18 protein-coding genes are annotated in these 22,276 nt (G+C 64.6%); 11 read left to right on the forward strand and 7 right to left on the reverse strand.

Translation table 11 applies throughout. From position 1 onward, the window contains the following. Positions 1 to 17 precede the first annotated feature (17 nt). Both QQZ18_RS10680 and QQZ18_RS10685 read left to right on the forward strand, forming a co-directional pair. The gene (locus tag QQZ18_RS10680; RefSeq protein WP_284540862.1) at positions 18 to 2,126 is read left to right on the forward strand and encodes an ADP-ribosylglycohydrolase family protein; all 2,109 of its coding nucleotides are present in this window, start codon (positions 18 to 20) and stop codon (positions 2,124 to 2,126) included. A 22-nt stretch (positions 2,127 to 2,148) separates the two neighbouring features. Further along, on the forward strand, positions 2,149 to 3,210 hold the full coding sequence (locus QQZ18_RS10685) for an ABC transporter ATP-binding protein (RefSeq protein WP_284540863.1): 1,062 nt from the start codon (positions 2,149 to 2,151) through the stop codon (positions 3,208 to 3,210). Positions 3,211 to 3,234: 24 nt separating this feature from the next. On the opposite strand, the gene QQZ18_RS10690 is transcribed toward QQZ18_RS10685, so the two are convergent. Continuing rightward, positions 3,235 to 4,242, reverse strand: coding sequence for a LacI family DNA-binding transcriptional regulator (locus QQZ18_RS10690; protein WP_284540864.1), 1,008 nt, complete (start codon positions 4,240 to 4,242; stop codon positions 3,235 to 3,237). A 178-nt stretch (positions 4,243 to 4,420) separates the two neighbouring features. Between QQZ18_RS10690 and QQZ18_RS10695 the strand changes: the two genes are divergently transcribed. The 5 genes from QQZ18_RS10695 to QQZ18_RS10715 all read left to right on the forward strand — a co-directional run bounded on the left by QQZ18_RS10695 (position 4,421) and on the right by QQZ18_RS10715 (position 11,280). Beyond that, positions 4,421 to 5,701: an ABC transporter substrate-binding protein gene (locus tag QQZ18_RS10695; protein WP_284540865.1), complete on the forward strand. Its 1,281-nt coding sequence runs from the start codon at positions 4,421 to 4,423 to the stop codon at positions 5,699 to 5,701. A gap of 118 nt (positions 5,702 to 5,819) precedes the next feature. Beyond that, positions 5,820 to 6,731, forward strand: a complete 912-nt coding sequence (locus tag QQZ18_RS10700; protein WP_284540866.1) for a carbohydrate ABC transporter permease — start codon at positions 5,820 to 5,822, stop codon at positions 6,729 to 6,731. Next, positions 6,728 to 7,579, forward strand: coding sequence for a carbohydrate ABC transporter permease (locus tag QQZ18_RS10705; RefSeq protein WP_284540867.1), 852 nt, complete (start codon positions 6,728 to 6,730; stop codon positions 7,577 to 7,579). The genes QQZ18_RS10700 and QQZ18_RS10705 overlap by 4 nt, the downstream gene beginning before the upstream one ends. Positions 7,580 to 7,600: 21 nt before the next feature. Continuing rightward, positions 7,601 to 10,180, forward strand: a complete 2,580-nt coding sequence (locus QQZ18_RS10710) for a GH116 family glycosyl-hydrolase (protein WP_284540868.1) — start codon at positions 7,601 to 7,603, stop codon at positions 10,178 to 10,180. After that, positions 10,180 to 11,280: an ABC transporter ATP-binding protein gene (locus QQZ18_RS10715; RefSeq protein WP_342398919.1), complete on the forward strand. Its 1,101-nt coding sequence runs from the start codon at positions 10,180 to 10,182 to the stop codon at positions 11,278 to 11,280. Before QQZ18_RS10710 ends, QQZ18_RS10715 begins: the two co-directional genes overlap by 1 nt. Before the next feature lie 19 nt (positions 11,281 to 11,299). On the opposite strand, the gene QQZ18_RS10720 is transcribed toward QQZ18_RS10715, so the two are convergent. The 3 genes from QQZ18_RS10720 to QQZ18_RS10730 all read right to left on the reverse strand — a co-directional run bounded on the left by QQZ18_RS10720 (position 11,300) and on the right by QQZ18_RS10730 (position 15,758). Further along, entirely contained in the window at positions 11,300 to 12,298 is a 999-nt protein-coding gene (locus tag QQZ18_RS10720) for a LacI family DNA-binding transcriptional regulator (RefSeq protein ID WP_284540869.1), read from the reverse strand. A gap of 186 nt (positions 12,299 to 12,484) precedes the next feature. Continuing rightward, a complete protein-coding gene (locus QQZ18_RS10725) occupies positions 12,485 to 14,134 on the reverse strand; it encodes a signal transduction protein (RefSeq protein ID WP_284540870.1) in 1,650 nt (549 codons plus the stop codon). Positions 14,135 to 14,159: 25 nt separating this feature from the next. Continuing rightward, a complete protein-coding gene (locus QQZ18_RS10730; protein ID WP_284540871.1) occupies positions 14,160 to 15,758 on the reverse strand; it encodes an FGGY-family carbohydrate kinase in 1,599 nt (532 codons plus the stop codon). 620 nt (positions 15,759 to 16,378) lie between these two features. Between QQZ18_RS10730 and QQZ18_RS10735 the strand changes: the two genes are divergently transcribed. The 4 genes from QQZ18_RS10735 (at position 16,379) to QQZ18_RS10750 (ending at position 19,391) form a co-directional block, all read left to right on the forward strand. After that, positions 16,379 to 17,200, forward strand: a complete 822-nt coding sequence (locus QQZ18_RS10735) for a transporter substrate-binding domain-containing protein (protein WP_284540872.1) — start codon at positions 16,379 to 16,381, stop codon at positions 17,198 to 17,200. 103 nt (positions 17,201 to 17,303) lie between these two features. Continuing rightward, complete coding sequence (locus QQZ18_RS10740; protein WP_284540873.1) at positions 17,304 to 18,026, forward strand: amino acid ABC transporter permease; 723 nt, start codon at positions 17,304 to 17,306, stop codon at positions 18,024 to 18,026. Beyond that, entirely contained in the window at positions 18,023 to 18,679 is a 657-nt protein-coding gene (locus tag QQZ18_RS10745; protein ID WP_284540874.1) for an amino acid ABC transporter permease, read from the forward strand. Before QQZ18_RS10740 ends, QQZ18_RS10745 begins: the two co-directional genes overlap by 4 nt. Beyond that, positions 18,660 to 19,391: an amino acid ABC transporter ATP-binding protein gene (locus QQZ18_RS10750; protein ID WP_284540875.1), complete on the forward strand. Its 732-nt coding sequence runs from the start codon at positions 18,660 to 18,662 to the stop codon at positions 19,389 to 19,391. The genes QQZ18_RS10745 and QQZ18_RS10750 overlap by 20 nt, the downstream gene beginning before the upstream one ends. On the opposite strand, the gene QQZ18_RS10755 is transcribed toward QQZ18_RS10750, so the two are convergent. The 3 genes from QQZ18_RS10755 to QQZ18_RS10765 form a co-directional block, all read right to left on the reverse strand. After that, a complete protein-coding gene (locus QQZ18_RS10755; RefSeq protein WP_284540876.1) occupies positions 19,384 to 20,286 on the reverse strand; it encodes a dihydrodipicolinate synthase family protein in 903 nt (300 codons plus the stop codon). The genes QQZ18_RS10750 and QQZ18_RS10755 overlap by 8 nt on opposite strands. A 194-nt stretch (positions 20,287 to 20,480) precedes the next feature. Beyond that, positions 20,481 to 21,155 carry an RraA family protein gene (locus QQZ18_RS10760; protein WP_284540877.1) on the reverse strand — a complete coding sequence of 225 codons (675 nt, stop codon included), beginning with the start codon at positions 21,153 to 21,155 and terminating at the stop codon, positions 20,481 to 20,483. Positions 21,156 to 21,313: 158 nt separating this feature from the next. Then, positions 21,314 to 22,132 carry an SDR family oxidoreductase gene (locus QQZ18_RS10765; RefSeq protein ID WP_284540878.1) on the reverse strand — a complete coding sequence of 273 codons (819 nt, stop codon included), beginning with the start codon at positions 22,130 to 22,132 and terminating at the stop codon, positions 21,314 to 21,316. Between the last annotated feature and the right edge of the window lie 144 nt (positions 22,133 to 22,276).

The raw sequence follows: 22,276 nt of genomic DNA on the forward strand, positions 1-22,276 counted from the left end.
CCTACCGGAGAGTTCCGATGTCCCTTCCCTCCGACTATCTCGAGCGCGTCTACGCCGGCGTCCTTGGCAAGCTGATCGGCGTCTACCTCGGCCGCCCCTTCGAAGGCTGGACCTACGCCAAGATCATGGAGAAGCTCGGCCCCATCGACTATTACGTCCACGAGCGGCTCGGCCAGCATCTCGTCGTCACCGACGATGACGTCGCCGGCACCTTCACCTTCCTGAGAGCGCTTGAGGATTACGGCGTCTCGCCTGACCTTTCTTCCGAAGATATCGGCAAGTCCTGGCTCAACTATCTGATCGAGCACCGGTCCATCCTCTGGTGGGGAGGCAACGGCAACTCGACCGAGCACACCGCCTGGCTCAACCTCAAGCGCGGCATTTCGGCGCCCGATTCCGGCTCGATCGCCACCAACGGCGTCACGGTGGCCGAGCAGATCGGCGCCCAGATCTTCATCGACGGCTGGGCCATGGTGGCGCCGGGCCAGCCTGAACTCGCCGCCCGGCTGGCTCGCGCCGCCGGTCAGGTCAGCCACGATGGCGAATCCGTCCACGCCGCCGCGCTCTGGGCGGCGATGGAGGCGGAAGCCTTCGTCTCGAAGGATATCGACCACCTGATCGATACCGGTCTCTCGGTCATTCCCAAGGACTGTCTGATCGCCCGGTTGATCGCCGACATCCGCCGCTGGCACGCCGAGAACCCCGACTGGCTGACGACGCGGCAGCTCATCCAGGACACATACGGCTACGACAAGTTCCCCGGCAATTGCCATGTCGTGCCCAACCATGCCCTGATGATCATGGCGATCCTCTACGCACCACACGACTTCCAGGCGGCGCAGCGCATCGTCAATACCGCCGGCTGGGACACAGACTGCAATGCCGGCAACGTCGGCTGCCTTTCCGGCCTGATGCTCGGCCTCGACGGCATCGAGGCCGGCCCCGACTGGCGCGGCCCGGTCGCCGACCGTCTGCTGATCTCATCGGCCGACGGCGGCAACGGCATCAACGACGCCGTGCGCATCGCCTATTACGTCGCAAACCTCGGTCTCCGGCTGGCCGGCGAGGCGCCTCTTCCCTTGCCCAAGGATGGCGCCCGCTTCCACTTCTCGCTGCCGGGCAGCGTCCAGGGCTTCCGGCCGGACTCGAGGACGAACGCCAACCCGGCGCTACGGGTCGGCAACTGCGCCTTGGGCGACGGCCGGGCGCTGGAGGTAGCCTACACGGCCTTGGCGCCGGGCCAGGTGGCCGCCGCGACGACGCCGACCTTCGCGCCGCCCGCTGTCACGGAAATGCGCACCTACGAGTTGATGGCGACGCCGACCGTCTATCCCGGTCAGACGGTGCGTGCGCGCGTGGTCGCGCCGAAGGACAACTCGGGTGCCGTCGACGTCCGCCTGACGTTGAAGGTCTTCGGCGAAAAGGACCGCCTCCTCGATGTGGACGGCAAGCCGGTGCAGCTGTTGCCGGGTGCCGAAGCGGTTCTCGAGTGGCGCCTGCCGGAGTTCGACGGTCAGCCGATCGGCGAAATCGGCATCGCCATCACCACCAAGGGCCAACGGGCCGACGGTCGCGTGCTCATCGACTGGTTGCGCTGGGACGGCACGCCGGAAGTCACGCTGCGCCGGCCAAAGGCGGATAGCGACTTCTGGCGCATGGCCTGGGTCAACGGGGTCAGCTTCTTCTCCAAGCTGTTCCCGCCGAGCTTCCGCATTTCCCAGGCGGTCGGCGAAGGCATGGTCAGCCACGGCACGCGGGAATGGACCGATTACAGGGTGAAGACCGACCTCACGGTGCATCTCGGCGGCTACGGCGGCCTTGCGGTGCGCGTCCAGGGCCTTCGTCGCTATTACGGTATCCGCCTCGTTCGGGACGGCCGGCTGCAGATCGTCAAGGTGCGCGACGAGGCCGTATCGGTGCTCGCCGAGACGCCGTTCGACTTCGCCTTTGAAAAGGCGATGCCGATGGACGTGCGCGTCAGCGGCAGCACCATCACCGCCGTGGCCGGGGGCACGCGTATTGAAGCTCGCGACGAGAGCGACACGGCCTTTGCCGACGGCGGCATCGGCCTCGTCATTCATGAAGGTGCGCTGTCGACCGACTACGTCAGCATTTCGGCCGCCTGAGACCGAACAGGGAGAAGATAAAATGGCATCGGTCTCGATCCACGAGGCGGTCAAGAACTTCGGCGCGGCCAAGGTGATCCACGGCGTGTCCGTGGACATCGCCGACGGCGAGTTCGTCGTGCTGGTCGGCCCGTCCGGTTGCGGCAAGTCGACGCTGCTCCGGATGATCGCCGGCCTTGAGGACATCTCGGGCGGCACCATCTCCATCGGCGGCCGGGTGGTCAACGATCTGCCGCCGAAGGCGCGCGACATATCGATGGTGTTCCAGAACTACGCCCTCTATCCGCACATGACGGTGGCGCAGAACATGGCCTTCTCGATGACGCTGGCCGGAGCGCCGGCGGCCGAGAAGGACCAGAAGGTCAAGGCGGCGGCGGACATCCTCGGCCTCACCCCGCTGCTCGACCGCTATCCGCGCCAGTTGTCCGGCGGCCAGCGGCAACGCGTCGCCATGGGCCGGTCGATCGTCCGGAACCCGCAGGTGTTCCTGTTCGACGAGCCGCTCTCCAATCTCGACGCCAAGCTGCGCGTCTCCATGCGCGCCGAGATCAAGGCGCTGCATCGGCGGCTCGGCACCACCACGGTCTACGTGACGCATGACCAGGTGGAGGCCATGACGCTTGCCGACCGCATCGTGGTCATGCAGGCCGGTCGCGTCGAGCAGGCGGGCGCGCCGATCGAACTCTACGACCGGCCGGAAAACACCTTCGTCGCCCAGTTCATCGGCTCCCCCTCGATGAACATCCTCCCCGGGCGGCGCCAGGGAAGCGGCATCGTGCTCGACAACGGCGGCACGGTCGCCGCTTCCCTTCCAATCGGTCTCGAAGAGGGGCGACATGTTCTGGTCGGCAAACGGCCGGAGAACGTCCGCCTGACGGATGCCGGCGGCCTGCCGGCCACCGTCAAGGTGGTCGAACCGACGGGCTCGGAAACCTATGCCGTGTTCGACGTCGGCGGCGAAGAGGTGGTCGGCCTGTTCCGGGACCGCGTCGAGCTGCACGAACAGCAGGCCGTTCGGCTGTCGTTCGACGACGGCCCGCTGCATCTGTTCGACGCCGAGACGAAACGCCGTCTTCCCGAGTGAACCAATGCCGGCGGATCGTGCCGATCAGCCGATCCGCCGGCAGGATGCCCGTTCCACCAGTTCGGGCTGGAAAACCTCGAACTTGCCCATCGGCGGACGCTTGCTCTCGATCTCCTCCAGCAGCAGACGGATCGAGCGTTCGGCCATTTCGTGGATCGGCACGCGGATGACGGTCGGCGGCGGATCGAGCAGGCCGGCGAAGTAGAAATCGTCGACGCCGACCAGCGACACGTCGTCGGGCACCCGCAACCCGCCTTCCTTGATCGCCAGCATCGCACCGATGCTCATCTCGTTGGAGAAGGATACCAGCGCGGTCGGGCGATCGGGCCGCGCCATCAACTCCCGTGTCGCCTCGAAAGACCGCGGCTGCATGTAATCGCCGCGCACCTGTAGTTGAGGGTCGATCGGAAGACCGGCGGCCGCATGGGCTTCGAGATAGCCGGCGAGGCGGTCCTGGCTCGTGAGCAGGCCCGGCAAGCCGCATATCGCCCCGATCCGCCGATGGCCGAGATCGATGAGATGCGCCGTGGCGAGCCGCGTCGCCGCGATGTTGTCCAGCTTGACGACGTCGTAGGTCAGCCCTTCGACCGGCATGTCGAGCAAGACAGAGGGAACGTGGATTTCCGCCTTCAGGCGCTTTCCATGCTCGGCGTGCGACTGGGTCGGCACGATGATCAAGCCAGCGACCCGCTGCTGCCGCATCATGCGCAAGATCTGGTTCTCGCGGTCGTCGTCCTGGCCGGTCGAGAACACCACCGACATGTAGCCGGCCCTGAGGCAGATGTTCTCCACCACACGGGCAATGATCGAGAAGTGCGTGTTGGAAATGTTGGGCACGATCAGGCCGATCAGGCGCGAGTGACCGCTCCGCAGGCTCTGGGCGGCGCCATGCGGAATATAGCCGATGGCCCGCACCGCTTCCTCGACCTTGGCGATGATCTCCTCGCTGACCGGTGCCGAGCGGTTTATAGCCGCCGAGGCCGTCGATATGGCGACGCCCGCATGTTTTGCCACATCCTTGATCGTCGGCACGCTTGCTCTCCTGAATCAACTGTCTTGCCACGGCTTCTGGAATATGCATTATACGAAACGTTTCGCGCAATCAAACGACGATTTGACCCGTAAATCGGGCGATTTCGGCGAATTTGAACACGAAACGTTTCGTGTTCATGGAGAGCTGAGGAGCTCTCTGGACATTAGGGAGGAGAATATGACCAACATCACCCGCCGCGGCATGTTGCTGTCGTCGGCCGCACTGGCGGCCGGCCTCAGCCTGTCGCGCGCCTTCGCCCAATCCGACGTTTCCGCCACGTTGCGCCTGCAGGCGTTCGGGGGCGACGCGGAACTCGCCGGCATCAAGGACGCCATCGCGCGCTTCAACAAGAAGTATCCCAACGTCGAGGTCATCGTGTCGATCGATCCGATTTCGACCGGCTGGGGCGACTACGTCACCAAGGTCATCGGACAGTTCACCTCGGGATCTCCGGCCGACGTCTACGGTACCGCCATCGAGACCTTCCAGTCGTTCGCGGCGCGCGGCTTGTTCATGCCGCTCAACGACTTCATCAAGGCCAATCCCAGCTTCTCGGACTTCGCGCCGAGCCTGTTCGAGCACTGCGCCTACAAGGGAGTGATCAACTTCATTCCGATCACCTGGAACAACATCATGGTCAACTACAACCGTGATCTGTTCGACAAGGCTGGCATTGCCTATCCCAAGCGCGACTGGACCTGGGACGAGTTCCGCGAAGCCGCCAAGAAGCTGACCGTCAAGGACAGCGCCGGCAACACGACGCAGTTCGGCTACGAAGTGCCCAACCAGAACTTCTCCGCGCAGTCCTGGTTCTTCAGCAACGGCACCGGCATTCTTAACAAGGACTGGACGGCGTCCAACATGCTCGACCCCAAGGTGGCCGAGACGCTGCAGTTCCTGCACGATCTCATCCATGTCGATGGCGCGTCTCCCATCCCCGGCGCCGAGACCATGGACAACCAGTTCGTGGCCGGACAGGTGGCGATGATCAGCCGCGGCCAGTGGATCGTCCAGAATGCCAAGGCCAACAAGGTCAACATGGACATCGCCATCCCGCCGAAGAAAACCGAGGAAGGCACGATCATCGGCTTTGGCGCCTACGCTATCGCCGCCAAGACCGAACAGCCCGATCTCGCCAAGGCGCTGGTGCTCGAACTGACCTCCGAGGAAACCCAGCGCGAGCAGGGCGAGCGCGGCGGCGGCGTGCCCGGTCGCAAGTCGGCGGCGTCGACGGAAGCCTTCCTCGCCTTCCCGCCCAGCGCTTCCCTCTACTACGAGACGCTGCCGTTCGCCCACGCAGTGCCTTCGCCGGCCAACTTCCAGGAAATCGAGAAGATCTTCATTCGCCACTACACGGCAATGATGTCCGGCCAGGAGACCATCGCCGCCGGCTGCCAGGCGGCCGATGCCGAGATGAACGAGTCCTTCGCTCGACTGAAAGCGCAAATGGGCGGCTGACCACCGCACCGGGATCGCCGCGAGCCAGCGCCGGCGGTCCCCCCTCCCCTTTCTTCCCCGAACGTCCGCTCACCGGCCGCCATGGCGCGCCGATGGGCGGCGACCATCGAGACCTGCCGTGACCGCAGCCCCCCTTTCCAAACGACGCCCGTCGGATCTGGAGCGCGCCCAGGCGCGCGCCGGCTATCTGTTCGTGCTGCCGACCTCCGTCCTCTACCTCACCTTCGTCCTGGCGCCGGTGGCGCTGACGATCATCCTGAGCTTCTCCTTCTACGATCCGATGCTCGGATCGCGATGGGTCGGCCTTGAAAACTACACCCGCTTCTTTTCCGACCCGCGCTCGCTGCAGATCTTCTGGAACACGCTGCGGTTCACCTTCTTCGCGGTGACCTTCAACGTCAGCGTCGGCCTGCTTCTGGCCGTGGCGCTCAACAGGGCGATGCCGGCCTGGCTGCTCTATTTCTTCCGGCTCGCCTTCTTCCTGCCGGTGATGATCGCCATCGCCTTCGCTGCCATCGTCTGGAGCTATTTCCTCGCCAAAGACCTTGGCGTGGCGAACTACTACCTGCGGCTTTTCGGCCTGCCCGGCGTGCCTTGGCTCACGGACAGCTCGGTCGCCATGACGTCGATCATCATCGTGGACGTGTGGAAGAACACCGGTTTCTTCATGATCATCTTCATCGCCGCGCTGCAAGGCGTGCCGAAGTCGCTGATGGAAGCCGCCGCCATGGATGGAACGCCGGCCTGGCGGCGGTTCTTCCGCATCACCCTACCCTACATTTCGCCGGTGGTGTTCTTCGCCATCGTCTACGCCTCGATCGGCGCGCTGCAGGTCTACGAGTCCATCGTCATCCTGACGCAGGGCGGACCGGGCGATGCCACGCGCTCGCTGTCGATCCTGATCGTCGAGCAGGGCTTCGGCAGTTTCCAGATCGGCTACGCCGCCGCCATCTCGGTGGTGATGACGCTGATCATCCTGGCCATCACCGCCTTGCAGCAGATTCTTTCCCGAAAGTGGGTGCATCAATGAGCGGCGCCTTTCAAACCCAAGCGGCCCGGCGCGGCATCGACTGGGCCATCATCGTCGTCGTCGGCATTCTGGCCATCGGCATGCTGCTGCCCTTTCTGTGGCTGTTCTCGATGTCGTTCCGGCCGGTGTCGCAGGCCTACCAGCTGCCGCCCAGTTTCCTGCCGCCCAGCCTCGACCCGGTCAACTACAAGGCGGTGCTGGCCTCGCGCGTTCCCTTCCTGCGCATCTATGCCAACTCGCTGCTGATAGCCTGCCTCGTCACCGTCGGTCAGCTGGTGACCTGCACGCTCGCCGCCTTTGCCTTCTCCCGGCTCAGGTTTCGCGGTCGCGACACGCTGTTCTTCATCCTGCTGGTCGGTCTGATGTTTCCGGCTCAGGTGACGATCCTGCCGATCTACCTCGGCTATGCCCGCGTGGGTCTCACCAACCAGCCGGTCGGCCTCGCGCTGATGTATCTGACGTCGAGCTTCGGCGTCTTCCTGATGCGGCAGTTCATGATGAGCCAGCCGAAGGCGCTCGAAGAGGCGGCGCTGATGGACGGGGCCGGCTATTTCAAGATCTTCCGGCGCATCTCGCTGCCGCAACTGCGGCCGGCCTTGTCGGCGCTCGGCATCATCACCTTCACCCAGACCTGGAACTACTATTTCCAGGCCCGCATCCTGCTCGGTCGCGAGGAGTCCATGACGCTGCCCGTCGCCATGGACGTGCTGCGCGGCTACCTAGGCTCGGGAAACCTGAGTCTGGTCATGGCGGCCATGAGCATGTCGGTGCTGCCGGTCGTCCTCCTCTTCCTCTTCGCCCAGAAGTTCGTGATCGAAGGCATCACGATGAGCGGCATCAAGAACTGATCTCAAAGGACAAGAACAACAATGTGGGATGATCTTCAGACCATCGAGCCGCACTTCCATTACCGAGGCGAGCGCACCCGATACATCGCCTTTCCGCTGGGCGGCCTCGGCACGGGCGGGTTCTCCATTTCCGGCAGCGGCCGTCTCATCGACTGGTCGATCCGCAACCGGCCCGCACTGCAGAGCTACAATGGCTACTCGCATTTCGCCATCAAGGCCGAACGCGACGGCGCCCTCGTCGATGCCCGCGTGCTCAACGGTCCTTACGACCTCAATCCGGCCGGCGCGCCCGGCATGCGCAAGATGTTCGACGGCTTCGGGCATGGCGCCAATCGCCAGACGCTGGCCGGCGTTCCCCACTTCCGGTCGGTCGACTTCTACGGCCGTTTTCCCACCGCCGACCTCGTGTTCTCCGACGAGCGCTTTCCCGGCCGCGTGAGGCTGACCGCCTTCTCGCCATTCATTCCTCACGACGACCGCAACTCGTCGATGCCGGTGGCGATGCTGGAGTTCGAGATCGTCAACACCAGCAAGGATCGGCTCGACTACACGCTGGCCGGCACGCTCGGCAACTATGGCTCGAACAGCGGCGACCACCGCTTCGTATCGAGCGACGGCCTGCATGCCCTCCATCTGTCCTCGGCCGACCCCGATCTTGCCGAAGCCGCGCGCGGCGATCTCACCATCGCCACCGACGCCCCCTTCATCGAGCATACCGACTACCATTTCCGCGGCCAGTGGTTCGACGATCTCGCCGTCTACTGGAAGGAGTTCGCCCGCCCGGGTCGCCTGCCGACGCGCCGCTACGATCACCCCCGCAGCCGTCACATGTACGCGCAGCCGGAACACGCGACGCTGGGCGTTCGCCTGTCACTGGCCCCCGGCGAAAAAAGGCGCGTCCGCTTCGTGATCTCCTGGAACTTCCCGAAGGGGGACGTCTACTGGGCCTATCGCGAGAAGCCGGACGGCGCCATTCCAGACCGGCCGACGCCGAACTGGACCAACTACTATTCGACCGTGTGGCCGAACTCGCTGGCGAGCGCCCGAGACGCGCTGTCCCGCTGGGACGACCTCGCCGCCCGCACCTTCGCCTTCCGCGACAGCCTGTTCGGTTCGACGCTGCCGGTCGAGGTCAAGGATGCGGCCAGTGCGACCTTGGCGCTGCTGCGCACGGCAACGGTGATCCGGCTCGAAGGCGGCGAACTCTGGGGCTGGGAGGGGCAGCATACCCACGATGGCTCCTGCGAGGGCAGCTGTACCCATGTGTGGAACTATCAGCAGGCTTTGCCGCATCTGTTTCCCGCCGTGGAGCGGACGTTGCGGGAGACCGAGTTCAACTACAACATGCTGCCGTCCGGCGGCCTGACCTTCCGCCAGAAACTGCCACTCGGGTCGGGTTTCGACGTCATCGGTCCGTGCGCCGACGGCCATTTCGGCGCCATCGTCAAGACCTTCCGCGACTGGAGACTGTCCGGCGACACCGACTGGCTCCGCCGGCAGTGGCCCAAGGTCAGGAAAGCGCTTGAATACGCCTGGTCGGCCGAAAATCCCGATCGCTGGGACCCGGACAAGACCGGCATCCTGTCCGGCCGCCAGCATCAGACACTGGACATGGAACTGTTCGGCCCGAACTCCTGGCTGGGATCCATCTATGTCGCTGCCCTGTTCGCAGCCTCCGAGATGGCCGAGGCGCTCGGCGAAGCCGAACTGGCAGCCGAGACGCGGCGAATGGGCAAGGCCGGCGCCGACTATATCGACAGCGAGCTGTTCAACGGCCGCTGGTACATCCAGAAGATCGACCCCGGCGACAAGTCGATCCTGGAGCCGTTCGACGTCGGCCGCAACGCCGGCGTGCTGGCCGACCGTTTCATGGATGTCTACTGGTCGGAAGAGTTCGGCGAGATCAAATACCAGATGGGCGAAGGCTGCATCTCCGACCAAATTCTCGGCGCATGGCACGCCGAGGTCTCGGGCCTGGGGGCCTTCCTCGATGCCGATCACGTGCAGACGGCCTTGAAGTCCGTCCATGCCAACAACTTCCGGCGAACGCTTGCGGATCACTTCAATCCTTGCCGCAACTACGCCTTCGAGGACGAAGGCGGGCTGCTGAACGCCACCTACCCAGAGGGCATCCGTCAACCGATGATCGCGGCGCCCTATGCCGAGGAGGTCTGGACCGGCATCGAGTACATGTCCGCCTCGCACATGATCATGCATGGTCTTGTCGACGAGGGCATGGACGTCGTCCGGGCCACCCGCGCCCGCCACAGCGGCGCCGAGCGGAACCCCTGGAGCGACATCGAATGCGGGTCCTACTACGCCCGCTCCATGTCGGCCTGGCAACTCGTCAACGCCTTCTCGGGACTGAGCGCCAACCTCGTTGCCGGCGAACTCCGCTTTGCCCCGAAGGCCTCGGGCGACTTCGTGCTGTTCTGGTCGGTCGGCGAAGGTTTCGGCACGCTGCGCCGGACCGGCACAAAGCTTTCGATCACGGTGGATGGCGGCAGGCTGGCGGTTCCGACAGTGCTTGTCGATGAAAAGGCCTACACCCTGCCGCAACCACTCGCGGCTGGCGATATTCAGTTGCTCGGAGAAGAATAATGGCTGCGATCGAACTCAAGGACGTTCGCAAATCCTTCCTGGCCCTCGAAGTGATCCACGGCATCGATCTGGTCATACCCGACGGCTCGTTCACCGTGCTGGTCGGGCCGTCGGGCTGCGGCAAGTCGACCCTGCTTCGGATGATGGCCGGCCTGGAGGAGGTTACCTCCGGCGAGATCCACATCGATGGCAGCCGTTGCGACCATCTGGTGCCCTCGGCGCGTGGGATGGCCATGGTGTTCCAGTCCTATGCGCTCTATCCGCACATGTCGGTCGAGGAGAACCTGCGCTTCGGGCTGGAGAACCAGAGGATGGCCAAGGCGGAGATCGCCAGCCGCGTCGCCAAGGCGGCGGAGATCCTGCAGATCGGCCATCTTCTCGCCCGCCGGCCGAACCAGCTGTCCGGCGGGCAGAGCCAGCGCGTCGCCATCGGCCGAGCCATCGTCAAGGAGCCCAAGGCCTTCCTGTTCGACGAGCCGCTTTCCAATCTCGATGCCGAACTGCGCGTCAAGATGCGCGGCGAGCTGATCGCCCTGCATCGGCGCCTGAAATCCACCATGGTCTACGTCACGCACGATCAGGTGGAGGCGATGACCATGGCCGACCAGATCGTCGTGCTGAACGAGGGACGCATCGAGCAGGTCGGCTCGCCGGTGGAGCTGTATGCACGCCCCAACAACCTGTTCGTCGCCCGCTTCCTCGGCGCCCCGCCGATGAACATCCTGAAGGGACGCTTCCGCGCCGGGGAAACGCCGGCCGTCATCCTGGCCGATGGCACGGCCGTTGTCCTGCCCGGCCGGAAGATCTCGCTTGCCGACGGCAGCGACGTGTCGCTCGGCATCCGCCCAGAACACGCAGAACCGAAGCCGAACGGGCTCACGGCCAAGGTGCACACCACCGAAGTGCTCGGCTCCGGCACCATCGTCCACGCGACGACGGCGAACGGCGAGGAGTTCACCCTGTCGCTGCGCGGCATCAGCCGGGTGGAGGCGGGGGAAGCCATCTCGGTGGCGGTCGATCCCCGCTTCGCTCACATCTTCGATGGCGAAGGACGCGCCGTTGGCGCTACCGACGACTGGCGGTCCGATTACCTCACCTGACCCTCGGTGACGGCTCCGCTCATGGGCGATCGCCGTTGCGCCAGATCCGGCTGTCGATCACCAGCCGTTCAGCGCGCGGCGGTTTCCCCTCCATCTGATCGGCGAGACACTGGAAGATGGCCTCGGCGATCGCCTTTTCATCCTGCCGGGCGGAGACGATCCGGTTGGGCAGAAAGTCGAGGAGCGGATGATGGTCGAACGTTCCGAGCAGCATGCCCGGCGGCAACCCGTCCCGTGCTCCGGCCGCCTCCAGCGCCCCCTCGAAAACCAGAAGCGACGAGCAGACGAATGCCTTGGGCAACCCGCCCCGGCTGGCCATGACCTCGGTCATCAGGCGCTGGCCGGCGGCGACATCGTCGCTATCCGAGCTGAAGATCCGGGCTTCGCCATCGTCCAGCCCGTGGTCGGCGCAGGCGGCTAGAAACCCGCGGATACGCTCCTCCACGCTGGGCAGCCAACGGCTGGCGGCAAGGAAGACGGCATCTCCACGCTCCGTGAGGAGGATTTCGGTGAGCCGGCGGCCGGCAGCCTCGTTGTCCGTCACAACCATCGGATAGGGCTGGCCGGGGAAAGCGCGGTCGGCGATGACGACGGCGCAGGACCTGCGGCCGCTGGCCTTGGGGATGGCGGCCACCGGAGAGCATGGGGCGATCACCATTCCATCCACGCCGCGCTCCAGAAGGCGCGCGACGGCCCTCGCCTCGCCTGCCGGATCGTCGTGCGAGGAAGTGGTGAGGAGCACGAGCCCGGCGGCATGGCAGAGGTCTTCCAGCGCCGCCGTGAGATGGGCAAAGAAGGGGTTCGCCAGGTCGGGCAGCACAAGTCCGACGGCATCCGAGCGCTTGAGGCGCAAGCTGCGCGCCGTGCGATCGATGACGATGCCATGCTCGCGGATGAACAGTTCAATCTGCTCGCGCGTCTGGGGCTTGATGCGAAAGCGCTCGGCTTGGCCGTTGACGACGAAGCGAACGGTCGTCCGCGAGAAGCCGGTGGCGGCCGCCACCTCGTCGAGCGTCATTGGGGTCGAGGCGGGTCTGTTCCGATCGGGAGGTGTCGCCACTGTCTCGCCAAGCTCCATCTCGCGGGACGTCCGCAGGCTGGCTTTGCCACCGACGGGACTGAGGGCGCTTATACTCCTTGTTCCGGCAAAGGCGAATCCGGAGGACGGCTCCCGCGACCGAGATGGACGCGGGAGCCTTTGTCGTCAGAGCAGGCTTCGCGCGTCGCCCGCGACCTGTACCTTGATGTTCTGGGTGATCGCCTGGGCGACGAAGGCCTTGAGCACGTCGGCGAGCTTGTCTTCGTCGACATAGGCGATGCTGATGTGGTTGGACTGATGACCGGCCATCAGCTCGTCCCGCCCGACGCCGTCGAGCACGGCGTTCAGAAGCGGCCACTCGTAGCAGGTGGCCTTGCGCCGCCGCTCGAACTCCTCTTCCGGCAGTTCGACGGCATGGGCGGTGCCGATCTGCATGATCACCGACGTGCCCTCATAGTGGGCGCGCGCCCAGAGAAGCCGCCCGGCCTTGCCCTGCCCGGTGATGGTCGAACCACCCTTAGGGAAGTACATCGCCGGCTGGCGATAGCCGGTGGCGCCGGCGATGCCGCCCTTGAGATGGCCGAAGGGAACCGCGCCAGAGATCTCGAAGTCCCAGACGAACGCGCCATTCCAGTCGCTGCCCCAGCGGATGTCGTGCAGCGTCGTCTCCGACGGCAGACCGAGGCTGTCGAGCAGGCGGAACATCATGGTCTGCGGAATGGCCGTGCCCATGTCGACTTCGTTGGCGCAGGTGATCGGCTTGCCGTCGCGGATGATGTGACCATCCTCTGCCGGGATCGGGAAGCGCTCCGTCGAGCCGATCGCACCCTCGGCGAAGTCGGAGGCGGCGCAGGAGCGTGCGAGACCCTGCTGGTACTGGACGCCGACGCAGGACAGGCCGAAGCGCTCGACGTAGCGGGCCATGGCGATCATCATCGCCGCCTGCTCCTTGACCTGCTCGCGCGTCAGCTCAAGGGCGGGGTTCTTGCCGAACTTGAAGGTCATGCCGCGCTTCTCGTACCAGGCGACGCATTCCTCGCGCAGGGCATCGGGCACCTTGGCCATCTCGACCAGCAGGTCGGCCTGCGACAGGCTTTCGACCGGCATGCCGATGTCACAAAGCGCCTTCTGCGGGAAGACGCCGTTCATCATGCCCATGCACAGCGTGTCGAACAGGCCGAGGATCTCCTTGTGCCGGAGCGACCAGGCACCGACGGCGGCGCCGATCTTGCCGGCCTCGCTCTTCATGACCGGATGCGCGGCTGTGATGTCGGTGAGATAGGAAAGGTCGTGCTCGACCTTGCCCGTCTCCAGCCATGACTTCAGGCCGGTCAGGAAGAAGGCATCGTCGAAACTCTCCGACCACAGGCGGGAATAGGTCCGCCCAAGCGCCGTCAGCGAACCGGCCATGCACAGCATGCCGACGAGCCCCGGCCAGGTGCCGTCGAAGTTGGCGAGCAGCAGCACCGGGCCGCGATGGGTGGCCAGCGACGGCGCGATATGGTGCGAGTACTGCCAGGCGGTCAGCAGCACGATCACGGGCGCATCGGGATCGATCGAAGCGAACACGTCCGATCCTTCGCGCTGGCTAGCGATGAAGCCGTGCCCCTTGTCGGCCTTGATCGGATGGGCGCGCTTTGCCGTCTTGCCCAGCGAGGCCAACGCCTTGGTAAGCAGCGCCTCGTACTTGGCTTCGACCGGCCAGCACTCGACGTTGGCGCTCTCGCGCAGGTCGGCGTTGGTGACGAACAGCACCTCGTTCTTGGCCGGCTTGAGCAGCGCCGGGCTCGCCGGCAACGTGACATGTATACCCATTGTTTCCTCCTTGTGATCGCCGCGTTCAGCGAAAGTCGGCCATCAGGGCACGGCATTCGGCCTGCTGGTCGTAAAGCTTGAGAAAGACTGCGTATTTTGCGTCGTGGAAGGCACGCGTAGCCGGATCGGCGGCGTAGACTCTGCCGGGGCGGACCATGGCGGCGGCGGCCGCCGGGACGTCGACGAACGTGCCCGAGGCAACGGCCGCCAAGAGCACGGCCCCCAGCGTGACGGCGTCATCGTCCTCGACGAGGCTGATATCGAGACCGATGGCGTTGGCGTGCTCGGCCATCAGCAGCGCATTGCGAGTACCGCCGCCGCACATGACGATGCGTTCGACACGATGACCGGCGCGGTTCATGGTTTCGATGATGTGGCGTGTGCCGTAGGCCAGTGCCTCAATGGTCGACAGGTAGAGACGCGCCAACGCCGGCACGCCATCCTCCAGAGTGAGACCGACGACCGAGCCTCGGGCCTCTGGATCGGCGCGCGGCGAACGATTGCCATGGTGGTCGGGCAGCACGTGCAGACCGGCGGAGGGATATGTCTCGCTTGCCCTGAGCTTCGCCACCTCTTCGTTGAGAAGGTCGAACACATGGCGTTTCTCTGCGCTGGCACGCGTCTCCTGCATCGTGAAGGCCGGCGATTGGCGCACCGTCCAATCCAGCAATGCGCCGGCGGCGCTCTGCCCGCCCTCGCCTAGCCACCAGCCCGGGATCATGGCGCCGAAGTAAGGCCCCCAGACACCGGGCACCATCACCGGATCCCGGCTCGCCACCATGTGGCAGTTCGATGTGCCGCCGATCAGCGCCAGCGTGCCGTCGGGCTGCGTACCCACCAGCGCAAGGCCGCCTGCGTGAGCGTCGATGATGCCCGTCGCCACAACGATACCCGGCGCAAGGCCGAGTTCCGCCGCCGGCGCAGCGCCAAGACGACCGGCCGACGAACCGAGCGGCATGATCCGTTCGGGGACGAGGTCGGTCAGCTCGGAGAGGCCGACCGCCGCCAGCATCGCCACCGAGAACCGCTCCTCGTGGGCCAGATAGTTCCACTTGCAGGCCAACGTGCAGACGCTCGCCACATCGGCATCCGTCATGCGCCACACCATATGGTCGGCAAGGTCCCGATAGCGGGCGACCCGGGCGTGACGCTCCGGCAGATGCCGCTTCAGCCAAAGGACCTTCGGCAGCTCCATCTCGATCGAAACCTCGCCACCGACATAGGCGAGCGCGGGGTCTCCGGTGGCGTTGATCGCAGCGGCTTCGGCACCGGCGCGGTGATCCATCCACATGATGATGTCGCGGGCGGGATCGCCGTCCTCGGCCACCGATACCGGTCGGCCGTCGGCGTCGGAGGCAACCAGCGAGCAGGTCGCATCCACCCCGATGGCCACGATTCCGGCGGGATCGACGCCCGCCGCCGCGACGGCCTCCCGCACGGCGATGCAGGCATTGTCCCAGATATCGGCCGAGGACTGCTCGACGAAGAGCGGCTTGGGGTGGAACTGGCGGATCGGCCGGACCCTGAAGGCCAAGCGGTGGCCCGCCGCGTCGTAAATGCCGGCCCGGACGCTGGCCGAGCCGACGTCAATTCCGACGAAAAGCGGAGATGAGAGATTGGTCACGCTGACAACCTTACTTGCTACCTCGTGGTAGCATTGAAATATGCTCAAAGACGACCGCCCCGCAAGCCGCGCTTTTCGGAATGCGACGAAAGTCGAATGGACCTTGAGGGCAGCGGGCATGAGCCTGTCGCCTGCCAAGGGCGCGTTCTGGATGCATGGGCACCACGATCTGTGGGCCTTGCGTGGCGGGGGCCGCGAACGCAAATGGCACCGGCCATATCGCCGGCACGGAAAGACGACGCCAAGACATCCGGGCAGGCAATTCTTCCGTCCTCGCACCCACAGAGAGCGGCGGCAGCGAGGTGGAAGGAGGATTTCTTTGGTGGCGATTCCGGAACGGAATGGATTTCCGAATCGCATGAGGCGTTTTCCTCAGGGTCGACCGCCCGCGAGACAACTGGAACCGTTTTCCCGTCAGAGATGTACCTTTTCCAGCCTGCCTAACCGACCGTTGTCATCGGCCATTCCCCAAGCTCAAAAATCTCCAATTCCGTTTTTCGGAATTGACATCCGATAATCAGAACTTATTCTAGCCGCATCGATCCAGCATCTGGTCCAACGGCTCCGAGGAATTGCCGACTGAAACGCATGGACGATGAAACCTGAGGGAGGTTATCAAGATGAGAAGTGTGCTGAAATGCCTTGGCGCCATGGTTGGAGGCACCATGATGGCCGCCGCGTTCGCCGCGATGAGCGCGGGACCTGCCGCGGCGCAGAGCATCGGCGACATCGACGCCAAGGGAAAGATCACGGTTGGCGTCCTGACCGGCATCCCCCCTTACGACACCGTGGACAGCAGCGGCAACACTGACGGCTTCCTCGTCGACCTCGCCCGCGACGTCGCCCAGAACCTCAAGGTCGAACTCGAGCTGGTTCCGGTCAACAATGCCTCGCGGGCAGCGGCCCTGGAGTCCGGCCGCGTCGACATGCTGATCGCCCACATGACGGCGACGCCGGAGCGCGCCAAGCTGTTCCTGATGACCAATCCTTACGGCGCCTATGAAATGCGCTTCGTGGCAAAGAAGAGCATGCCACTGACCAAGATCGAGGATCTCGCCAACAAGCGCGTGTCGGTCCCCAAGGGCAGCACGCAGGACGTGGCGGTCAGCGCCCTCGGCGTCGAGGGCCTCGAAGTCGTCCGTTTTGACGACGATGCCCTTGCCATGCAGGCCCTCATCTCCGGCCAAGTGGACGCCACCGCCGCCGTCGCCACCGTGGCCGGCGACGTCATCAAGAAGCGCAACCTTGAAGATCTCGAAGTGAAGTCCGAGGTTCCGTTGTTCACGCTCTACTGGTCGATGGCCGTGCGCAAGGATGCCACCCAACTGCACCAGTGGCTCAACAACTTCATCTACTACGAGGAAGTGACCGGGCGCCTCGGTGCCTTGCATGAAAAGTGGGTCGGCGTCCCGATCCCCGGCGGCAAGCTTCCGACCTTCTGAGATCGCTCGGGCGGCGGTGGTCGGACCGCTACCGCCGCTGACGACCTCTTGCCCGGCCGTGACAGGCCGGGCTCCCGTCTAGCTTTTCGTTCGCAGGTTCAACATGGCATATCAAATGCATTTCGGTCCCGTTCTGGACCGAGCGCCGGAGTTCGTGGATGGCACGATCAACACGATACTCCTGTCGGGACAGGGTATCGTGTTCGGCCTCATCATCGGCCTCACGGTCGCCATCATCCGGGTCGAGGGCCCGCGCTGGCTCGACCGCATCGCCGTCGCCTACATTGAGATCATCCGCAATACGCCGCTGCTGGTCCAGGTTTTCCTGTTCTTCTTCGGGTTGCCCTACATCGGCGTGAGGCTTTCGGCCGACAGCTCGGCGATCATCGCCATATCCTTCAATCTCGGCGCCTATTCCGCTGAGATCTTCCGGGCCGGCTTCCTGGCCATCCCCAGATCGCAGATCGAAGCCGGGTTGGCGCTCGGGCTGACGCGGCTGCAAACCATTCGCTACGTCGTGATCGTCCCCGCGCTCAAGGTGGTGTTTCCCGCCCTCACCGGCCAACTGACCCTGACCCTGCTCGGCAGTTCGGTGGTATGCGCCATCTCCGCCAGCGAGCTGACGCTCGCCGCCTCCAAGGTCGAGTCCCTGACGTTCCGCAGCCTGGAGACGTTCCTGGTGGCCGGCGCCATCTACGTGACGCTGACCTTCATCTTCCGCCTTACCTACTGGCTGATCTCGCTCTGGCTGTTCCACCGCAAGGACCCGGCGCGTTTCCGGATCGCCGCCCCTCTCTCGCAGGGCCAGGAAAGGGTTCAAGCATGATCCAGTCGTTCGGCTTTTCCAGCCTGCCCATCCTGCTCCACGGAGCGTTGTGGACCCTGATCCTGTCCGCCTCGACATTCGTCGCGGCCGGCTTCTTCAGCCTGATCTTCGCGCTGCTGCGGGTGCTCGGTCCGAAACCGGTCCGGATCCTGATTGCCGGCTACATCGAACTCGTCCAGGCGACGCCACTGCTGATCCTGCTGTTCCTGGCCTACTACGGGCTCAGCTTCCTCGGCTACTACTTCCCGCCGCTGGCCGCCGCCGTCATCTCCCTGACGCTCTATGCCACGGCCTTCCTGGCCGACATCTGGCGCGGCTGCATCGAGGCGATACCCAAGCAACAATGGGAAGCCGCAGATGCCCTCGCGATGTCGACGCCGCAGAAGCTGCGCTACGTCATCCTGCCGCAGGCCTTCCGTATCTCCCTTGGGCCGACCGTCGGCTTCCTGGTGCAGATCGTCAAGAACACCTCGGTGACCGCACTGATCAGCTTCGTCGAGCTTACACGTGCCGGGCAACTGCTCAACAACATGACATTCCAGCCGTTCGAGGTCTTCCTGACTGTTGGCGCCATGTACTTCATCATCTGCTATCCACTGTCCTATTACAGCGAGTACCTCCAGGGAGGCAAACGTGCCCGCAGTTCAACTTAACGACATCAAGAAATTCTATGGCGCGCTTTGCGTACTGGACGGGATCAACCTTGCCGTCGAAACTCGGGATGTCGTCGCCGTCATCGGTCAGAGCGGATCCGGCAAGAGCACGATGCTGCGCTGCATCAACGGCCTGGAACCCATCCAGGGGGGCAGCATCGACATCGCCGGGCACACGATCACGCCCGGAACCCACAACCTCCGCGGCCTTCGCAAGGAGGTCGGCATGGTGTTCCAGAGCTACAACCTCTTCCCTCACCTCAACGTCGCCGAGAACATCATGCTGGCGCCGCGCATCGTCAAGAAGGTGAAGAAGGAGGATGCATGGGAGACGGCCCAGGCGGTGCTGAAGCAGGTCGGCCTTGCGGACAAGGCCGGCGCCTATCCGGACGAACTGTCCGGCGGCCAGCAGCAGCGCGTCGCCATCGCGCGATCGCTCGCCATGAAGCCGAAAGTCATGCTGTTCGACGAGGTGACCTCGGCGCTCGATCCGCAGTTGACCGGTGAGGTGCTCAAGACCATCGCCGAACTGGCGGAAGCGGGCATGACCATGATCCTGGTCACGCACGAAATGGGCTTCGCCCGTCAGGTCGCCAATCGCACGGTGTTCATGTACAAGGGTCAGATCTGGGAGGAAGGGCCGTCGAAGGAGCTCTTCTCGGCGCCGAAGACGCCGGAGCTCAGAAGCTTCATCGCCCCCGACCTCAAGTAGCTCCGAGAACGGGCAGCCTTCGCAAGGCTTCGGCGATGGCAGCCCGCTCCACCTCGGACACCCCACGCATCGGCGCCCGAGCGTAACCGGATGCCATTCCCTGCGCCGCTTGAGCCGCCTTGACGCGAGCCGGCAGGTTGGGCCCGTCGAGACTTTGCCAGACGGCCTCCAGAAAGGCGGCCAGTTCGCCGGCGGCAGCGACATCTCCGGCACGGACCGCCCGGCGGAGACGGACGCTCGCAGACGGCACGGCGGCGCTGATGGCGGCGATCGAGCCGGCGGCGCCGATGGCGTAGCAATCGGCCAGGCGGTTGTCGATCGCGGCGAACACCCGGTCGGCGCCGACGCAATCGACCAGATCGCGATAGGAATCGAGTTTTTTCTGGCTGTGCTTCACCCCGATCACCCTGGGGTGGGCGTCCATGATGCGCCCCACCAGAACGGGGCTGAGCTGCAGCCAGGGAATGACGTTGTAGATCACCACGGGCGCCGACGTCGCGTTCGCGACGGCCGTATAGAAATCGACCATCCCGTCATCGTCTGGAGCAAAGATGTAGTGGGGCGGCGTGACCTGTATCGCCGTCAGCGGAAAACGATCGAGACCGGTGGCGATGGAAGCGGCTGCCCGCGAACTGTCGGCGATGATCCCGGCGACGACTTGAACGCCATCGGAAACGACATCGAATGTCAGGCCAACGAGTCGCTCCAGCTCGCCCGGCGACAGGGCATAGCCCTCGCCGGTGCTGCCGCCGATGACCACGCCGTCAACCCCGCCGGCCACCAGCCACTCGACCTCCGCCCTGAAGGCGGCTTCATCGATCTCGCCCTGACTGTCGAACGGCGTCGTCAAAGGGGCAAGAACGCCCGACGGAAGAGAACCCCGGGATACTCGCATTTTGTCGCAATTCCATTCGGCGGACGCCACTCCGGCTCCCGCCGGCGACAGGAACCACCCTCCCGACGCATCAAAAATCGAGGCTGGGGCATGACCCCAGCCTCGCTGACGCTTGTCGTTGCTGGCTCAATATACGGGATTGTTTTTGTGGTTCAAGGCAACAGCATGGCCGGGGTCAGGCGCCGTCGGCGCCTTCAATTGTAGGTGGAGGCAACCGGCCAGATAGACTGCAAACGCTCGCCCTTCAGGATACGGTCGCGAGCAGCCCCCTCCATGGCGCCGACTTCGTCCGCCTTGTCGGCAACGGCCTTGACCATGGCCTTGGGTATGACGACGACGCCATCGACGTCGGCGAAGATGACGTCGCCCGGCGCAACGGAGATGCCGCCGATCACCAGCTCGACCTGCGAAGCCCTAGGCTCCATCTTGCCGGAGACCGAAACCGGGCTGGGCGCGCGCCCGAACAGCGGATAGCCGAGCGCCCTCACCTGGGCCAGGTCGCGCACAGTGCCGTTGACGATGGTGGCCACCGCGCCGGCCGTCTTGGCGCCGGTCGACATCAGTTCGCCCGAGCACGAGCCTTCGGCACAGCTCGAATCCACCACGAGGATGCCGCCCTTGGGCACGTTGTCGATGGCATTGTGATAGACGTCCTGCGGCTGATTGCGGCGCTGGCTCGGTGCGAACTGGACCGTCACCGCCGGCCCGCAGACCACCTCGCCAGCCTTCAACGCCCCCTGCAGGGAAATGCCCGGCAGGTAGCCGCGACCGCCGAGTTGCTCGAGGCTGTCGTGCACATCGCCCGAATACCACTTCGACAAGCGCTTGATCGCATCCCAATCGGTGTCGTCATAATTGAACTTCGTCATGATCTTTTACCCTTGAAGAAACTCGACCGCAGCAGATCGGCCACGGCAATCGCCGCGGGGTCGTCAAGACGGGAGGATCGTCGGGCATCGCCAGACGTGGGAGTATCCTTCCGCCCTCGGGGGGAGAACGGCGACCCCGCGGCTTGCCGCGGACGGGCTCACCAGGCGGTGAAGCCGCCGTCGACCACGACATTGGAGCCGGTCATGTAGGACGAGGCGTCCGATGCGAGGAACTGGATGACACCGTTGTACTCGTCGATTTCGGCCTGCCGGCGCATCGGCACGCGCTCCAGGAAGGCTTCGATGAACTCCTTGTCGAAGTTCGCCGTTTTGACGCCGCCGAACGAGATCAGGTTGACGCGGACCTTCTTGGTCGCCCAGTAGGTGCCGAGGTAGCGCGTCAGGTTGAGCAATGCCGACTTGGAGGCCGCGTAGGAGATCGCCTTGATGAACGGCTTTCCATCACGCTTCTCCCTGTAGGCGTACAGGGCCTGGTTGGGTGACACCATGCCGTAGATCGAGCCGACGTTGATGATCGAGCCGCGCCCGGCCGCCGCCATGGGAGACCCGATGACCTGGCAGCACAGCATCACGCCGGTCAGGTTGGTATCGATGATCTCGTTCCAGTACTCCTGGGGATAGATCTCGAAGGGGCTGTTCTGATCGGCCGATCCCGACGGCTTGGAGTCGATGCCGGCGTTGTTCACCAGTATGTGCGGAACGCCCCAATCGGCAATCAGCTGCTCGGTCGCCTGCTGCAGCGCGACCTTGTCGGTAACGCTCGCCACATAAACGCGAATACGATCCTCAAGACCCGGAAACTTCTCCGCGATCTGCTCGCGGCTGAAGCTGCGCCGGCTGAAGATCGCCACCTTGGCGCCGGCCTCGGCCAGCGACTTGCTGAACTGCGTTCCAAGCTGGCCAAGGCCGCCGGTCACGACCGCCACGCGGTCCTTCACGCTAAAGAGTTCCGTCATTTGAGACTATCCTGTTGATTTTTCTGATGATCATTGCCGCGATCGGATTTCGGCCCGCCCCTCGGCAGGAGACGAGGGGGCCCTTCGGGAGCAGCCTTTCCGGCCGCTCCCGCCAATTGGCTGGACCTCGCGTTCCATATTTCG

The sequence above is a fragment of the Pleomorphomonas sp. T1.2MG-36 genome (assembly GCF_950100655.1).
Lineage (GTDB): Bacteria > Pseudomonadota > Alphaproteobacteria > Rhizobiales > Pleomorphomonadaceae > Pleomorphomonas.

Coding starts and splice junctions, on each gene's coding strand:
- QQZ18_RS10680 (WP_284540862.1), top strand. CDS start 18: ATGTCCCTTCCCTCCGACTATCTCGAGCGCGTCTACGCCGGCGTCCTT.
- QQZ18_RS10685 (WP_284540863.1), top strand. CDS start 2,149: ATGGCATCGGTCTCGATCCACGAGGCGGTCAAGAACTTCGGCGCGGCC.
- QQZ18_RS10695 (WP_284540865.1), top strand. CDS start 4,421: ATGACCAACATCACCCGCCGCGGCATGTTGCTGTCGTCGGCCGCACTG.
- QQZ18_RS10705 (WP_284540867.1), top strand. CDS start 6,728: ATGAGCGGCGCCTTTCAAACCCAAGCGGCCCGGCGCGGCATCGACTGG.
- QQZ18_RS10710 (WP_284540868.1), top strand. CDS start 7,601: ATGTGGGATGATCTTCAGACCATCGAGCCGCACTTCCATTACCGAGGC.
- QQZ18_RS10715 (WP_342398919.1), top strand. CDS start 10,180: ATGGCTGCGATCGAACTCAAGGACGTTCGCAAATCCTTCCTGGCCCTC.
- QQZ18_RS10720 (WP_284540869.1), bottom strand. CDS start 12,298: ATGACGCTCGACGAGGTGGCGGCCGCCACCGGCTTCTCGCGGACGACC.
- QQZ18_RS10725 (WP_284540870.1), bottom strand. CDS start 14,134: ATGGGTATACATGTCACGTTGCCGGCGAGCCCGGCGCTGCTCAAGCCG.
- QQZ18_RS10735 (WP_284540872.1), top strand. CDS start 16,379: ATGAGAAGTGTGCTGAAATGCCTTGGCGCCATGGTTGGAGGCACCATG.
- QQZ18_RS10740 (WP_284540873.1), top strand. CDS start 17,304: ATGGCATATCAAATGCATTTCGGTCCCGTTCTGGACCGAGCGCCGGAG.
- QQZ18_RS10745 (WP_284540874.1), top strand. CDS start 18,023: ATGATCCAGTCGTTCGGCTTTTCCAGCCTGCCCATCCTGCTCCACGGA.
- QQZ18_RS10755 (WP_284540876.1), bottom strand. CDS start 20,286: ATGCGAGTATCCCGGGGTTCTCTTCCGTCGGGCGTTCTTGCCCCTTTG.
- QQZ18_RS10760 (WP_284540877.1), bottom strand. CDS start 21,155: ATGACGAAGTTCAATTATGACGACACCGATTGGGATGCGATCAAGCGC.
- QQZ18_RS10765 (WP_284540878.1), bottom strand. CDS start 22,132: ATGACGGAACTCTTTAGCGTGAAGGACCGCGTGGCGGTCGTGACCGGC.